This is a genomic window from Winogradskyella luteola (genome assembly GCF_019203985.1).
GTDB classification, from domain to species: Bacteria; Bacteroidota; Bacteroidia; order Flavobacteriales; family Flavobacteriaceae; genus Winogradskyella; species Winogradskyella luteola.
In genome coordinates this window covers 23,902-38,689 of sequence record NZ_JAGSPD010000004.1, presented here as the reverse complement: position 1 = coordinate 38,689, position 14,788 = coordinate 23,902, and the positions used below count along the sequence as shown (strand labels likewise).

Sequence of the window (14,788 nt, the reverse complement as noted above, 5' to 3'; positions counted from 1 at the left end):
CTTTTTTTGTTTTATTATGCATTTTGAATTCCTGCGAATCAGAATTTAAACCTGTAACTTTTAAAACCACCTCAATTGATAATGCTTACGAAGCTGATGTATCTGTAACTTTTGATAAAGCTACAGGAAATGATGAGCTTAGCAAAACCATCAATTTTAAAATTGAGGAAGCTATAATTTCTACGTTAAGTGATCCTACGAAAAAAACAAGTTTAGAGTCCATTTTGAAAGATTTTAACTCAGAGTACATCAACTTTAAAAATGATTTTCCTGATGCTTCAGAACCAAAGTGGGAGCTTTATATTGAAACCGAAAAAACCTATCAATCTGAAGATATTATCACATTAGCCATAAACACTTATGAATTTAAGGGAGGAGCTCACGGTAATGATAAGATAAAGTTCTTAAATCTTAATGCTAAAACAGGAGATGTCTTAACTAAAGATGATCTTATTAAAGATATAAACGCATTTAAAACCTTAGCCAAAACACATTTTGAAAAGTCTTTAAGCAAAGAACAGAAAGAACTTGAGATGGAAGATTTTTTCTTCGGAAAAGCATTTCAACTACCAAAAAATATTGGTTTTAGTGATGGTGGTTTTGTATTGCTTTATAATGTATACGAAATCGCATCGTACAACCAAGGTTATACAGAGTTTGTTATTCCGTTTGACGAAGTGTCGTCTTTACTTAAATTTAATTAATCTGATTTTCTAGTCAATCGTTTTATAATTGGCTCTACGGTTAAGCCTTGTCCAACTATAGATACAATGACCACGATATAGGTGATGACCAAAAACAGTTCTCTGTGCATGTCTTGGGTAAGACTTAAAGCCAAAGCAATTGAAATACCTCCTCGCAAACCTCCCCATGTCATAATTAAGTTGGTCTTCGGCACAAAGTCCAAGCGTTTGGAGAAAAATTTTATAGGCAACCATAACGACATGTAACGGCACATTAGTATAATAGGAATCGCTAATAAACCTGCATAAATATACTTCCCATCTAAAGTAAGCACTAGCATTTCCATTCCAATCATTATAAACAGTATTGTATTTAAAAGTACATCTATAAGCTCCCAGAATTTGTCAACATAAGCTTCTGTTGTTTCAGACATTGCAGAATTTCTTACTGTATCGTTACCAACTATTAAACCAGCTGTAACCATCGCCAATGGTGCCGATAAATGAAACTTATGTGCTAGCATGGTTCCGCCCATTACCGTAGAAATGGTTAATATCACCTCAACTTCATAATTGTCTATGGATTTCATTAAGCGATATGTAATCCAACCTAAAAACAGACCTAAAGCTACACCTCCTATGACCTCTTGTCCAAATAATGTTGCTATATCAGAAAATGCTATAGCAGCTTCAGGCTTTGCTGCTATCGCAAAAATGGTTAAGAATACAACAACACCAACACCATCATTAAAAAGTGACTCGCCAACAATCTTGGTTTCTAGTTTTTTGGGTGCACCAGCTTTTTTCAAAATACCTAAAACAGCAATTGGATCAGTAGGTGAGATTAAAGCCCCAAATAACAAACAATTTATAAACGTAACTTCTATTCCTATCCAGTGCAAAACATAAAACATAATAATTCCGACTAGAAAAGTTGATACCAAAACACCCAACGTTGCAAAAGCCAATATGGGACCTCTCTGTACTTTTAACTGATTGAAATTAGTATGCAAAGCACCAGCAAACAGTAAAAAACTCAGCATTATATCTAGCAGAACAGTTTTAAAATCAATACTATTTATAAATGCTTTTTCTCTTAACAACATAGTATCATCAAATTGTGCAACACCAACTAAAACCACAGTAAAAACAATAGTTATCAGCATTAAACCGATTGTAATGGGCAGTTTTAAAAAACGGACATTTATGTATCCAAAAACAGCTGATAAAACAATTAAAATTGTTGCGATTGAGTAGTACTCCATGTCATTATATTTTTCTTAAATGTAACTATTTTTCAATTCAAATAAGGTTACTTTGCAATGTCAAAATTAATTAGAATATCAAGATGAAAAAAATATACTATTTAAGCACTTGCAATACGTGCATGAGAATTATTGACGAAATTAGTTTACCAAATGATTTTGAGTTTCAGGATATAAAGACAGAAGCTATTACCGAAGCACAGCTAAGCGAAATGAGAAACCTTACCGATAGTTATGAAAGCTTATTTAGTAAACGTGCCAGACTCTACAAGGAACTCGACTTAAAAAATAAATCACTTACTGAAGACGACTACAAAAACTACATTTTAGAACATTATACATTTTTAAAGCGCCCTGTAATACTTTTTAATAATCAGATTTTTATTGGCAACTCTAAAAAAACGGTAGAAACAGCAAAACAAGCTATACATGAATAGTAGAGCCTTTGCCATTTTTGCATTATTCATGGTTCAGTTATTATATGGACTCAACTACACTTTCGCCAAGGTGGTAATGAACGAAAATTACGTTAAGCCCTTCGCTTTTGTAGTTTTAAGAGTTGGTGGTGCTGCGGTTCTGTTTTGGCTTATTAGTTTGTTTTTGCCTAAAGAAAAAATTAAACGCAGAGATTACATAAGGCTATTTGCTGCTGCGGTCTTTGGGGTTGTGATAAACATGTTGTTATTCTTAAAAGGTCTAGAATTAACAACGCCTATACATGCTTCAGCAATTGTAACGATTACTCCAGTTATTATACTCATTCTGTCCGCAATAATTTTAAAAGAAAAAGTTACAGCATTAAAGGTTATTGGCATTGTCTTAGCGCTTTGTGGCGCATTGGTACTTACTATCTATGGTAAATCTACCCGAATTGCAGATAACGTTGTTTTAGGTAATGCTTTTATATTTATTAATGCGATTTCTTACAGCATCTATATTATTCTTATAAAGCAGCTTACAGCAAAATACCACCCCTTTGCATTCATAAAATGGCTATTTTTATTTGGTTTTTTTATGGTACTGCCATTTGGTTATAATCAATTTTTAGAAGTGAAATGGGAAACTTTTACTCCGTACGTATCTTTTTCTGTAGGCTTTGTAATTGTCGGCGCTACTTTTGCAACCTATCTCTTAAATCCGTATGCGTTAAGTAAATTAAAAGCTTCAACCGTTGGGGTATTTATTTATCTGCAACCTGTAATTGCTGGTTTATTTGCTATTATTATGGGGGTTGATGCTGTTGATGTTATCAAAATTATTGCTATGGTATTGATATTTTCTGGCGTTTACCTTGTATCTATTAAACCTAAAAAAAAGGCTCGTTGATTTGTCGCTAACTTCAGAAATATTTAAAACTGTAGAGCATATTCCCAAAACCTATTGGGAAAGTTTGGATTGCACATCTAATATATACTATTCCCCAGAGTTTTTAAGCGCTTTTGAAATTGCAAATACAGACATAGAATTCAATTATATTTTCATTCTAAAAAATGGTAAACCTATTGCTTTTGCAAATACGCAATTAGTTACTATTGGTATTGAAACAATCACCAAGAACATTAAAATGTTTGATAAGATTAGACGTGCGGTGAATAATATGTTCTGTAAAAATCAGATTCGTGTATTGTTTTGTGGCAATGTGTTTTTAAGTGGAGAATATGGTACGTTTTTGAAAGATGGGGAACCAAAAGTTGAAACTTTTAAAGCGATTGCTAAAACCGTTAGAAATCTCTATAAATGTAAGCGGCTCAACGCAATTTTTGTTAAGGATTTTGAAGAGGAATCGCTATATATTACAGACCATTTAAAGTCTTTTGGCTATGCATCCATGCATGTAGAACCAAATATGTTTATCTATCTCAAACCCGAATGGCAATCGTTTGATGATTATAAAAAGGCTTTGAAATCTAAGTATAGAGTAAAAGCCAACAGAGCGGATGCAAAAAGTGAAGCTTTAGAAGCCAAGCTGTTTTCTCAAAATGACATTAAAACCTATAGAAATGAGCTTCAAGAGTTGTACCAAAACACTATTGATAATGCCGACTTTAATGCTCAAATTTTAAACCTAGACACTTACATTCATCTTAAAGATACATTTAAAGACAAGTTCATTGTAAAAGGTTACTTTCTAGAAGGCAAGCTCGTCGGTTTTCTTTCTGCTATGCAAAATAGATCATATTTGGATGCACACTTTATAGGTATTGATTACTCAAAAAACAAAGACTATTCCATCTATCCAAGAATATTAAACGATTATGTGAGACTTGGTATCGAGACTCAATCTGACCAAATAAATCTAGGAAGAACCGCTTCAGAAATTAAAAGTACACTTGGTGCACAACCCGAAACTCTGACATGTTATTGCAGACATAAGCGCTATCTACCCAATCAAATCCTAAAGCCTTTTATTGAGAATGTACAGATAAAATCGTTTAAGCAGCATCAGCCATTTAAATAGAGTTTAAATTTCCATCGGTTTTGGTCTTACCCCATATTTCCTTGTATCTGCTTTGGTCAACACCTTAAAGTTTTTAGATTTTGGAAATTTTTGTGCTAAACTCATGAGTTCTTTTGGTAAACTGGTTAATTTTCTAGATTTTAAATCTATCCATGCGCCTTGCATTTCGCAATAAGCCAGATTATCACCTTTATCGTTGTAAAAATTATGCTCAAACATAAAAAGCATACCATCATCACTTAGACCAGAAACTTCAATGGTGACAGTAATTGGCGCACCTATAAACGACTCCTTAAAATAATACATATGTTCGTAAAACACCACAGGACCAACATTATACTTTTGTATTTCTGGCATTGAAAATCCTCTATTACTAAAGAAAGACATCCTAGCATGACTCATAAAATTAGTATATGCAGAATTTGCTAAATGACCATTAGCATCAACATCACTCCAACGAATTTCAAATTGTTTTTTGTACATAATTTTATTTCAGATAAAAAATACAAAGTTATAAAAGTCTCTTATGTTGCCTTAATACTTTTCAAAGTATTTAAATAGAGCGTTAACCATTCATTTTTGTACCTTTGCGCAACTTTAATCGCATCATATTAATGATACAATCTATGACTGGTTATGGGAAATCTGTACTTCAGCTTCCTACCAAAAAAATATCTATAGAGTTAAAATCACTGAACAGCAAGAACTTGGATGTTAATGCCCGGATGCCTTCCATGTATCGCGCTAAAGAGCTAGGTATCAGAAAACTTATCTCCAAACATCTCGTTAGAGGAAAAGTTGACTTCTCGCTATACGTAGAGATTACAGGTGAAGATACGAGTTCTAAAATCAACAAAACCGTAGTTAACCAATACATAAAACAACTTAAGGATGTTGTAGATGGTGATGCTACCGAATTGTTAAAAATGGCCATTCGATTACCAGATGCCGTAACTACAGAACGTGACGATATAGACGAAGAAGAATGGACACAAATTGCCAATGGAATCAATGAAGCTGTCTCTAAAATTGTAGCTTACAGAAAAGATGAAGGGGCTATTTTAAAACAAGATTTTATCGATAGAATTTCTACTTTAAGACAATTACTTGAAAAGGTTATTACAATGGATCCAGACCGTATTAATGGTGTAAGAGCGCGATTGGAAAAGGGCATTGCTGACATTAAAGAAAAGGTAGACGAAAATCGCTTTGAGCAAGAATTACTTTACTACATCGAGAAGTTTGACATTACTGAAGAAAAAGTAAGGTTGGACAATCACTTAGATTATTTTATAAAGACCTTAAATTCTGACGATTCTAACGGGAAAAAACTCGGTTTTATTTCACAAGAAATTGGTCGTGAAATCAATACCATAGGTTCTAAATCCAATCACGCACCAATGCAGAAACTTGTGGTACAAATGAAAGATGAGCTCGAAAAAATTAAGGAGCAACTATTAAACGTTCTATAGAACGCTTAAATCAGAATATTCAAAACACTAAATTCTAAAAAAGAAATTACTGGAATTTGGGGTTTTAAATTTGGAATTTTAAACATGAAACAAGGTAAGCTTATCGTATTTTCAGCACCATCAGGTTCGGGAAAAACAACTATTGTACGCCATTTATTAAGGCAAGAAGAACTTAATTTAGAGTTCTCAATTTCTGCTACATCTAGAGAAAAACGCGGTAATGAAGTACATGGTAAAGATTACTATTATCTATCACTCAAAGAATTTAAAAACAAGATAAAAAATGAAGAATTCTTAGAATGGGAAGAAGTCTACAGAGATAATTTCTACGGTACATTAAAAACCGAAATAGAGCGTATCTGGGCAAAAGGAAAGCATGTGATTTTTGATATTGATGTGTCTGGAGGCTTGCGTATTAAACGAAAATTCCCTGAACAGACCTTAGCTATTTTTGTAAAACCACCCGACTTAAATGAGCTGGTAAGGCGTCTCAAAGACCGAGGAGAGGAAAGCGAAGAAAAAATAAGTATGCGTGTGGCAAAAGCACCGGCAGAATTGGCAACAGCTCCACTTTTTGATGAAATCGTTGTAAATGAAAGTTTGGAAACCGCATTAAAAAATGCTTATGATTTGGTTTCTGGATTTGTAAATGGGTAATCATGAAAATAGGCCTCTACTTCGGAACATTTAACCCCATACATGTTGGGCATTTAACTATTGCCAACCATTTGGCTGAACACAGTGATTTAGATCAGGTTTGGTTTATAGTTACACCACAGAGTCCTTTTAAAAAGAAAAGCACATTGTTAGATGACCACCAACGGTTAGAGATGGTATATCGTGCTACAAAAGATTACGTTAAACTGAGACCCAGTGATATAGAATTTGGATTAAAACAACCCAACTACACTATAGATACACTCACATATCTTTTTGAAAAATTCCCAGAACACGAATTTGCATTGATTATGGGAGAGGATAATTTAAAGAGCTTTCATAAATGGAAAAATTATGAACTCATTTTAGAAAATCATAGCATTTACGTCTATCCAAGACTATCGAAAGGTAATGTTGAAACACAATTTAGCAATCATCCAAAAATTTTTAACATTTCTGCGCCAATAATGGAGCTATCTTCTACGTTTATAAGAAAAGAGATTAAAGCCGGAAGGAATGTTAGGCCAATGCTATCCGATAATGTGTGGCATTATATAGACGAAATGAATTTTTATAGATAATTTTAAAGTTATTGCTTTCAAGTTTTTTTCTTTTTAAATAGAATATATATTTTTATAATCACCGTACTAAATTAAAAAAGAATGATTTTTACCATAGTTTTTTTAACAGCTATCATTACATTAATTACATCAAAAATCAGGACTATTGTGCTTAGAAATAATTTAGATGCAAAAAACGAAAAGCGTATCTTAACTACAGGTGTTTTAGTGGTACTTTTTTTAATTACAAGTGCAACCTTACCTTATCCAGAATCATTGTATTGGTTCTTGGGACTAGGAGTTACCTTTACAAGCATTATCCTATCCTATAGTGTTGTTAAAATTGAGCTGAAGCGATTTCTTGCCCTGAAAACAAAAGAGAAAGTCGTTAACGTATTATTTTACAGTCTTTTAATTGTAGTTACAAATATATATATCTAGAAATGGTAAAATGCATTTTCTAAATGCTCTATATCATAGCCGTTTTTTACTTTCACAATCGCAACAATATCGAATCTTACTTCAATATTTAGATCGTTTTCTACAATATAAGCATCAACAGCTTTCACTAAGTTTTTTATTTGTTTTGGTTTTACAAAATCTTGTGGGTTTCCAAAATCTATAGTAGAACGGGTTTTCACCTCAACAATAGCAAGAATATCATTTTTTTTGGCAATGATATCAACTTCAGCTTTCTCAAATCTATAATTGCGCTCAAGAATATCATAATTATTTTTAATCAAAAAATCTACAGCTAGTGCTTCCCCTTTTTTTCCCAGTTCATTGTGTTGTGCCATGTCACTAAAATAGAAAAATTAGTATTACTTTTAGACTATAAACTAAATACTTAAATCTATCAATTCAATATTTGACTTCCCTTTTAGTTTTGGTCAAAAAAGCTCTTTGCTGTTAATATTCTTTTTTCATGGAATAGTATTTTCATTTTTACTTCTAAGAAAAGGGCTTGTCTATAATAATAAAGCAAGTAAATGGTTAAGCTTATTATTATTTTTGTATGCGATGTATATAGTGCCCTATATGTTGGGTTACGCGAATTGGTATTCAAAAAAAATAACTAGAGAGATTTTATTCTTTGTACCATTTATGCAAGTATTATTAATTGGACCAGTAGTCTATTTTTACACAAAAAGCCTATTAAACACAGGTTTTAGACTTTTAAGAAAAGACTATATTCATTTTACGCCAGCAATACTTTATGCTACATATAGCTTAATTGTTTTTATTACTGATAAACTGATTTTAGATAAATTTTATTTCTATGCAGATGGTAGAGATAAGGATTTAGCCAATTGGTACCAAGCTGCTGGTTTAGTTTCCATGAGTTTCTATTTAGTCTTAAGTCTTCGCTATTATTTTGATTACAAAAAATTACTTTTTGACAAAGTAAGTTACGCCGATATGCTATTGTTTAAATGGATTCGTAATTTTATGATAGCCTTTTTAAGCATTCTAGTATTAAGAGTGTTATTCTTTATACTTAATCCGGATTGGGGCGAATTTGGAAATCAGTTTTGGCATTACATTGCCTTTTCTTTTATCTTTTATTATATCACCATTACTGGCTATAGTAACATTATAAAACAAATTACTCTATCTAGTGAAAAATTAAAAGTGGTCAATGTTTTTGATGATGACATTTCTGTTTTAAAAAACACTGCTAATACCAACTATAATGAAAAAGATATTACACTCTGGAAAGATCGACTTTCTAATTTGATGATAGAAAAACGCATATTTGAAAATCCACGCCTAACACTTTCGGATGTAGCTAAAGAATTAAATACAACAACCAAAATGATTTCTTCAGTCGTTAATTCGGGTTTTAACATGAATTTTAATGACTTCGTAAACCATTACAGAATTGAAGCTTTAAAAGAGAAATTGAGCAAAGGAGAACAAACTAAATCTACCCTTCTAGGGATAGCTCTGGATTGTGGTTTTAACAGTAAAGCTACATTTAACAGAGCTTTTAAAAAAAGTACATCACTTTCACCTAAAGATTATTTAGAAAGATTAACAGAAAAATAAGTCTCAAATCAAGATTTGAAACGCTTAGCATTGTATTTACCATGACTTTTGTATCATATTAAAATTCTAAGTCATGAAAAAATTAATCTCTTTATTCGTTTTTTTTATTTCTGTATCACTAGTTGCTCAAAAGCAAGTAAAGCAAATTGATTCTATTGTTAATTCAAAATTATCTGATACAGACCCTGGGTTATTTGTTGGTGTTGTAAAAGATGGAAAAATTATTTACGAAAACTATAAGGGTTTAGCGAGTCTTCAACATAGTACTAAAGTTAATGAAGAATCGCGTTCAAACATTGCCTCAACTGCAAAACAGTTTACAGCATTAATGGTGCTAGACCTTGCACTAAAAGAAAAGCTAAGCTTAGAAGACGATATTAGAAAATATTTACCAAAACTATACCCTAATGTAAAAGAAAAAATTAAGGTTAGACATCTACTAAACCATACAAGCGGTGTTCGCGACTTTTACGATTTAATGAGCATACAGCAAGAACCATGGTGGAGAAGAGAAGGCCTAGATAATAATGATGCCATTGAACTACTAGAAAAACAAGAAGATTTAGCATTTAAGCCAGGCTCAAGATACATGTATAGTAATTCTGGTTATACGTTATTAACTAGTATTATTGAAGTTGCTTCAGGTGAAAAGTTTCATGACTATTCTGAAAAATTCTTTAAAAATCTTGGTATGGATAACACTACTTTTCTCAAAAACTATATGGCCGTTATTACAAATCAAGCTTTACCATATTCTGATTGGGGAGATGGTGTTTGGCAACAATATCCTATGATAACAAATCTTTATGGAGATGGGTTTTTGTTTACAACTTTAAAAGATCAGTTAATTTTTGAGCAGGCTGTACAAAATGCAAAATTTAATAATAATAGACTGCTCATTGAAAGCCAGCAGCCAATACCTAATAGCGAGATTACAACTTATGGATTTGGGTTAGAATTAGGAGATAGATTAAACTTTAGGTCCGTACATCATTCTGGAGGAACAGGCTCTTACCATTCCCAAACCATTCGCTTTCCAGAAGAGAAATTATCCGTTTTTGTGATGAGTAACAATAGTAGGATTTGGAGTGGAGGTATTGCTGATGAAATTGCAAAGCTTTTTCTACCAAAAAAAGAAGCAGTTATTGCTTACAATAAGCGTTTGAAAGAAGTCTCTAATGACATTGCTACACCTGAAATTTTGGGGCAATACCTTTCACCCGGAAATTATTTGATTCGTATTGAAGAGAAAGCCAAAAAAATAACATGGAGAAATGGTAATAATAACCCAATAGAACTTAAAAAAGAAGAACAAAACCTATACAGTATATCATATGACTCTAAAATTAAGATAGGATTTTATAAAAACGAATTAATCTTATTCTATCCATCTGGTAAACTAAGAGTTTATAGTAAAATCCCTAAGCAGGATGTAACACTTGCGGATTTAGAGAGTTATGTTGGTCAATATTATAGTAGAGAATTAGATGTTGAATTTTCTATAAATTATAAAAGCGAGAAGTTATCTATTTCTTTACATGGCTGGGATGAAGCTCAGGATCTAGAAGTATTAAACAGAAATGAGCTTTTAGTTTTTGACTATATATTAAAAATCGAGCGCGATCAATTTAACAGAGTTACTGGTATTCTTTTAACTACTAACCGAGTGTTAAACAATAAATTCATCAAAAAAACGAACTTAAAATTTCAACCAAAAATTGAAACGAACAACGGATCTATTAACGTAACAACAATTGGTTCAGGAGACGGAAATTCATCTCAAATCCTATTGACAAAAAATTATCCTAATGGTAACGAAATTTGGTCAAAACAATTTGGTGGTAAAAGCTACGATAAGGCAAGTTCTATATTAGCAACAAATGATGGATATCTTATCGTTGGTTCCACAAGTTCTTATGGCAAGGGTAACTATGATATCTTTGTAATTAAAACAGATAAGCAAGGAAATAAAATTTGGCAAAACTCTTATGGAGATTTTTATAATGAATATGGTTATACTGCTGAGATAACAGATAAAGGATATTTAATTAAAGGGACTATTCAGAAATGCTCTTCAAACTCGGATGTTTTTAATAGAATATGTACAACCAATGTTTGGTTTGTTTCTATTGACAGAAATGGAAATGAATTATCAAGTGAAATTTTAGAGGAGATTAATGAAGCTTATGATTAACATCGATAAAAGCAATAGCTTCATCTTGCGATAAGGTTGCAAACTTTTTGTAACGGTCATGGATGTCTACAATTATCTAGTGCCTTTCCCTTGTTTTTTAGCTTCAGATAAGTCTTGGTCTATTTCTCGGTTAATTCTCTCAACAATTTAATTTCGTTCTTCTTTACTTAAGATCGTAAAAACCCATTTTTCATCATTTTTTAAAACTAATCAAAGTCTTATCGCTTTCAACCTGCAGCTCAACGGTCATACCTAAAGTCATAGCCAAATTTTTCTTTTCGTGCCCAGCTGGCATACCAAATGCGATTGGAAAATCGTAATCCGCTAGAGCATCTAAAATCAATTGTTCTACAGAAGTTCCCCAAAGCGTTGTATTTTTCCTTAACCTAGACATATCGCCGACAATAAGTCCTTGTAAATTGTCAAAATAGCCAGCACGTTTCATACTTTGCAACATACGGTCTATGTGATATTTGTATTCACCTATTTCCTCTATAAACAAAATCTTTCCAGACGTATCTATACTCTCTTTAGAGCCCAACATAGTATGTAACATCGTAAGGTTTCCACCAACTAATTCACCAGAAGCCTCACCTATTCTATTATATTGGGTAGGCTCTAAATCAAAGTTGGTCGGGTTACCAAATAAAGCCATTTTAAACGTTTCAATAGTATATGCAATCTCGCTCAAATCTTTAGTAAGACTTACACACATTAATGCATGTATAGACATAAAGCCATTGTTGTGCAATTGATTATGCAATGCAGTTATATCACTATAGCCTATAATCCACTTAGGGTTTTTCTTAAACTTGGTATAATCTAACTTATCTAAAATACGCACGGTTCCGTAACCGCCTCTGGCACACCATATAGCACTTATTTTTGAATCATCCATAGCTTTTTGTAAATCCTCACAGCGTTCATCATCAGTACCGGCAAAATGATTGGCTTTACTAAATACATGCTTACCTATAACTACATGCAATCCCCAACTTTTTAATAAATCGAAAGCCTGTTGCACTTCGCGTTCTCGATTTTTTAAAATTCCCGAAGGCGCTACAATAGCAACTGTATCCCCCGCTTTTAGATATGGGGGTCTTATTAATTCTGATGTCATCTCTATGGAATTATCAGTTTCATTTTGAGCATATATCGCTTCGTTAAAAACCAAAACAATGGCAAAAAAAGATACTATGATAACTTGTCTCAAAATCATAAAAACTGCTTTTTGTAAATGTACATTTTTTTTCTTACTCGCCTTTATATTATGTACTTTTGTGGCTTTCACAATATTGAAATTATGTCAAAAAGATATACCATTACAGCAGCATTACCTTACACCAATGGACCAATACATATTGGTCACTTGGCTGGTGTGTATGTTCCTGCTGATATATATTCAAGATACTTAAGACTAACTGGTAATGATGTTGCCTTTATTTGCGGTAGTGATGAGCATGGAGTGCCAATTACCATTAAAGCAAAAAAAGAAGGGGTAACACCTCAAGATATTGTAGATAAATACCACGCCATAATTAAAACTTCATTTGAAGATTTTGGTATTTCTTTTGATAATTACTCGCGCACCTCAGCGAAGATTCATCATGATACGGCTTCAGAATTTTTTAAAACCTTATATGAAAAAAACGAATTTGTAGAGGAAACTTCTGAGCAACTTTACGATGCCGAAGCCAACCAGTTTTTAGCAGACAGATTTGTTGTGGGCACTTGCCCAAAATGTGGTTATGAAGAAGCTTATGGCGACCAATGCGAAAACTGTGGAAGTAGCCTCAATGCTACAGATTTAATTAATCCAAAATCTGCCATTACAGGAAACAAGCCCTCGTTAAAGGAAACCAAACATTGGTTTTTACCTTTAAATAAATACGAAACCTTTTTAACGGATTGGATACTTAAAGGCCATAAAAAAGACTGGAAACCTAATGTGTATGGGCAGGTGAAGTCTTGGGTGGATGACGGATTACGACCTAGAGCCGTAACGCGTGATTTAGATTGGGGAATTCCCGTTCCCGTAGAAGGTGGAGAGGGCAAAGTGCTCTACGTATGGTTTGATGCGCCAATAGGTTATATTTCAGCAACAAAGGAATGGGCAGAACGCCACGGTAAAAATTGGGAAGACTATTGGAAAGACGATAATACGACTTTGGTACACTTTATTGGTAAGGACAATATTGTATTTCATTGTATTATTTTTCCTTGTATGCTAAAAGCTGAAGGCTCCTATATCTTACCAGAAAATGTACCAGCTAATGAGTTTTTAAATCTAGAGGGCAATAAACTATCAACCTCAAAAAATTGGGCAGTTTGGCTACCAGATTATTTAGAGGACTTTCCTAATCAGCAAGATGTGTTGCGTTATGCTTTAACTGCCAACGCCCCAGAAACTAAGGATAATGATTTTACTTGGAAAGATTTTCAAGCGAGAAACAATAATGAGTTAGTTGCCATATTTGGAAACTTTATAAATCGTGTTACGGTGTTAACCAACAAGTATTATGATGGAGTAGTCCCACAACCATCAGTATTTAAAAAGATTGATGAAGATACTCTAGCTGCACTAAGAGCATATCCAGATGTGATTGCAAGTTCTATTGAGCGTTACCGTTTTAGAGAAGGAAGCCAAGAATTGATGAATTTAGCGCGTTTAGGCAACAAATACTTAGCAGACGAAGAGCCTTGGAAAACTATTAAAACTGACGAAGAGCGCACTAAAACCGTAATGTTTATTGCATTGCAAATAGCATCTGCCCTAGCCGTTCTATGCGAACCTTTTTTGCCTTTTACGTCAAAAAAGTTAAAACAAATTCTATGTTATGCTGAACTTGACTCAGAATTAGAATGGGACAATGTTTCAAACAAAGCAGTTTTACTACCGGCTAACCATTCAATCCAAAAGGGAAAACCTGAGCTCCTATTCTCTAAAATTGAAGATATAGAAATACAAAAACAACTAGATAAACTCGAAGCCAGCAAAAAGGCCAATGCGGCTGCAAAAAAAACTGTAGAACCTCAAAAAGAAGAAATTACCTTTGATGATTTCACAAAACTGGACTTGAGGGTTGGTACAATTTTAAAGGCTGAAAAGATGCCAAAAACCAAAAAACTATTAGTCTTAAAAGTAGATACGGGGATTGACACACGCACTATCGTATCTGGTATAGCAGAAAGTTTTACCCCGGAAGAAGTGGTCGGCAAACGTGTTACCGTTTTAGTTAATCTGGCATCAAGGGCATTGCGTGGTGTAGAAAGTCAAGGTATGATTTTAATGACCGAAAATGAGAGTGGCAATCTGGTATTTGTGAGCCCGGATACTTCTTCTATGTTGACCGCAGAAATGACTAAGATTTCTAATGGGTTAAAGATTAGTTAATTACGTGAATTTGGTGTAATTTTTGTTGTATCTTCATAAGATAAACCATTACCAGC

15 protein-coding genes are annotated in these 14,788 nt (G+C 33.1%); 11 read left to right on the top strand and 4 right to left on the bottom strand.

Translation table 11 applies throughout. The features are described from left to right. The first annotated feature begins 23 nt into the window (after positions 1–23). Positions 24–704, top strand: a complete 681-nt coding sequence (locus KCG49_RS05890; RefSeq protein WP_218545278.1) for a DUF3298 and DUF4163 domain-containing protein — start codon at positions 24–26, stop codon at positions 702–704. On the opposite strand, the gene KCG49_RS05885 is transcribed toward KCG49_RS05890, so the two are convergent. After that, a complete protein-coding gene (locus KCG49_RS05885) occupies positions 701–1,948 on the bottom strand; it encodes a cation:proton antiporter (protein ID WP_218545277.1) in 1,248 nt (415 codons plus the stop codon). The genes KCG49_RS05890 and KCG49_RS05885 overlap by 4 nt on opposite strands. A gap of 83 nt (positions 1,949–2,031) precedes the next feature. Between KCG49_RS05885 and KCG49_RS05880 the strand changes: the two genes are divergently transcribed. The 3 genes from KCG49_RS05880 to KCG49_RS05870 are packed head-to-tail and all read left to right on the top strand — an operon-like array spanning position 2,032 to position 4,406. Next, on the top strand, positions 2,032–2,385 hold the full coding sequence (locus tag KCG49_RS05880; RefSeq protein WP_218545276.1) for an arsenate reductase family protein: 354 nt from the start codon (positions 2,032–2,034) through the stop codon (positions 2,383–2,385). Beyond that, positions 2,378–3,274, top strand: coding sequence for a DMT family transporter (locus KCG49_RS05875; protein ID WP_218545275.1), 897 nt, complete (start codon positions 2,378–2,380; stop codon positions 3,272–3,274). Before KCG49_RS05880 ends, KCG49_RS05875 begins: the two co-directional genes overlap by 8 nt. A gap of 1 nt (position 3,275) precedes the next feature. Then, positions 3,276–4,406: a peptidogalycan biosysnthesis protein gene (locus KCG49_RS05870; protein WP_218545274.1), complete on the top strand. Its 1,131-nt coding sequence runs from the start codon at positions 3,276–3,278 to the stop codon at positions 4,404–4,406. Positions 4,407–4,409: 3 nt separating this feature from the next. Here the strand turns inward: KCG49_RS05870 and KCG49_RS05865 are convergent, their stop codons facing one another. Then, positions 4,410–4,889 carry an acyl-CoA thioesterase gene (locus KCG49_RS05865; protein ID WP_218545273.1) on the bottom strand — a complete coding sequence of 160 codons (480 nt, stop codon included), beginning with the start codon at positions 4,887–4,889 and terminating at the stop codon, positions 4,410–4,412. 131 nt (positions 4,890–5,020) lie between these two features. Between KCG49_RS05865 and KCG49_RS05860 the strand changes: the two genes are divergently transcribed. The 4 genes from KCG49_RS05860 to KCG49_RS05845 all read left to right on the top strand — a co-directional run bounded on the left by KCG49_RS05860 (position 5,021) and on the right by KCG49_RS05845 (position 7,536). Then, entirely contained in the window at positions 5,021–5,878 is an 858-nt protein-coding gene (locus KCG49_RS05860; protein ID WP_218545272.1) for a YicC/YloC family endoribonuclease, read from the top strand. 84 nt (positions 5,879–5,962) lie between these two features. Continuing rightward, the gene (gmk, locus tag KCG49_RS05855) at positions 5,963–6,535 is read left to right on the top strand and encodes a guanylate kinase (RefSeq protein ID WP_218545271.1); all 573 of its coding nucleotides are present in this window, start codon (positions 5,963–5,965) and stop codon (positions 6,533–6,535) included. Between the two features lie 2 nt (positions 6,536–6,537). After that, positions 6,538–7,116, top strand: coding sequence for a nicotinate (nicotinamide) nucleotide adenylyltransferase (gene nadD, locus KCG49_RS05850; RefSeq protein WP_218545270.1), 579 nt, complete (start codon positions 6,538–6,540; stop codon positions 7,114–7,116). Positions 7,117–7,197: 81 nt separating this feature from the next. Continuing rightward, complete coding sequence (locus tag KCG49_RS05845) at positions 7,198–7,536, top strand: hypothetical protein (RefSeq protein ID WP_218545269.1); 339 nt, start codon at positions 7,198–7,200, stop codon at positions 7,534–7,536. On the opposite strand, the gene KCG49_RS05840 is transcribed toward KCG49_RS05845, so the two are convergent. Further along, complete coding sequence (locus tag KCG49_RS05840) at positions 7,533–7,892, bottom strand: YraN family protein (RefSeq protein ID WP_218545268.1); 360 nt, start codon at positions 7,890–7,892, stop codon at positions 7,533–7,535. The genes KCG49_RS05845 and KCG49_RS05840 overlap by 4 nt on opposite strands. A 307-nt stretch (positions 7,893–8,199) precedes the next feature. Here KCG49_RS05840 and KCG49_RS05835 point away from each other — a divergent pair, with 307 nt between their 5' ends. Together KCG49_RS05835 and KCG49_RS05830 are read left to right on the top strand one after the other, a co-directional pair. Continuing rightward, the gene (locus KCG49_RS05835; RefSeq protein ID WP_256259891.1) at positions 8,200–9,144 is read left to right on the top strand and encodes a helix-turn-helix domain-containing protein; all 945 of its coding nucleotides are present in this window, start codon (positions 8,200–8,202) and stop codon (positions 9,142–9,144) included. A 73-nt stretch (positions 9,145–9,217) separates the two neighbouring features. After that, positions 9,218–11,338, top strand: a complete 2,121-nt coding sequence (locus tag KCG49_RS05830) for a serine hydrolase domain-containing protein (RefSeq protein ID WP_218545267.1) — start codon at positions 9,218–9,220, stop codon at positions 11,336–11,338. Positions 11,339–11,531: 193 nt separating this feature from the next. Here the strand turns inward: KCG49_RS05830 and KCG49_RS05825 are convergent, their stop codons facing one another. After that, positions 11,532–12,557, bottom strand: coding sequence for a S66 peptidase family protein (locus tag KCG49_RS05825; protein ID WP_218545496.1), 1,026 nt, complete (start codon positions 12,555–12,557; stop codon positions 11,532–11,534). An 84-nt stretch (positions 12,558–12,641) separates the two neighbouring features. Here KCG49_RS05825 and metG point away from each other — a divergent pair, with 84 nt between their 5' ends. Next, positions 12,642–14,732 carry a methionine--tRNA ligase gene (metG, locus tag KCG49_RS05820; RefSeq protein WP_218545266.1) on the top strand — a complete coding sequence of 697 codons (2,091 nt, stop codon included), beginning with the start codon at positions 12,642–12,644 and terminating at the stop codon, positions 14,730–14,732. The last annotated feature ends 56 nt before the right edge of the window (positions 14,733–14,788 follow it).

Bases quoted from the DNA above. Each gene is read 5' to 3' on its own strand.
- gmk (WP_218545271.1), top strand. From the start codon at position 5,963: ATGAAACAAGGTAAGCTTATCGTATTTTCAGCACCATCAGGTTCGGGA.
- KCG49_RS05885 (WP_218545277.1), bottom strand. From the start codon at position 1,948: ATGGAGTACTACTCAATCGCAACAATTTTAATTGTTTTATCAGCTGTT.
- KCG49_RS05875 (WP_218545275.1), top strand. From the start codon at position 2,378: ATGAATAGTAGAGCCTTTGCCATTTTTGCATTATTCATGGTTCAGTTA.
- KCG49_RS05830 (WP_218545267.1), top strand. From the start codon at position 9,218: ATGAAAAAATTAATCTCTTTATTCGTTTTTTTTATTTCTGTATCACTA.
- metG (WP_218545266.1), top strand. From the start codon at position 12,642: ATGTCAAAAAGATATACCATTACAGCAGCATTACCTTACACCAATGGA.
- KCG49_RS05840 (WP_218545268.1), bottom strand. From the start codon at position 7,892: ATGGCACAACACAATGAACTGGGAAAAAAAGGGGAAGCACTAGCTGTA.
- KCG49_RS05860 (WP_218545272.1), top strand. From the start codon at position 5,021: ATGATACAATCTATGACTGGTTATGGGAAATCTGTACTTCAGCTTCCT.
- nadD (WP_218545270.1), top strand. From the start codon at position 6,538: ATGAAAATAGGCCTCTACTTCGGAACATTTAACCCCATACATGTTGGG.
- KCG49_RS05865 (WP_218545273.1), bottom strand. From the start codon at position 4,889: ATGTACAAAAAACAATTTGAAATTCGTTGGAGTGATGTTGATGCTAAT.
- KCG49_RS05880 (WP_218545276.1), top strand. From the start codon at position 2,032: ATGAAAAAAATATACTATTTAAGCACTTGCAATACGTGCATGAGAATT.
- KCG49_RS05845 (WP_218545269.1), top strand. From the start codon at position 7,198: ATGATTTTTACCATAGTTTTTTTAACAGCTATCATTACATTAATTACA.
- KCG49_RS05835 (WP_256259891.1), top strand. From the start codon at position 8,200: ATGCAAGTATTATTAATTGGACCAGTAGTCTATTTTTACACAAAAAGC.
- KCG49_RS05825 (WP_218545496.1), bottom strand. From the start codon at position 12,557: ATGATTTTGAGACAAGTTATCATAGTATCTTTTTTTGCCATTGTTTTG.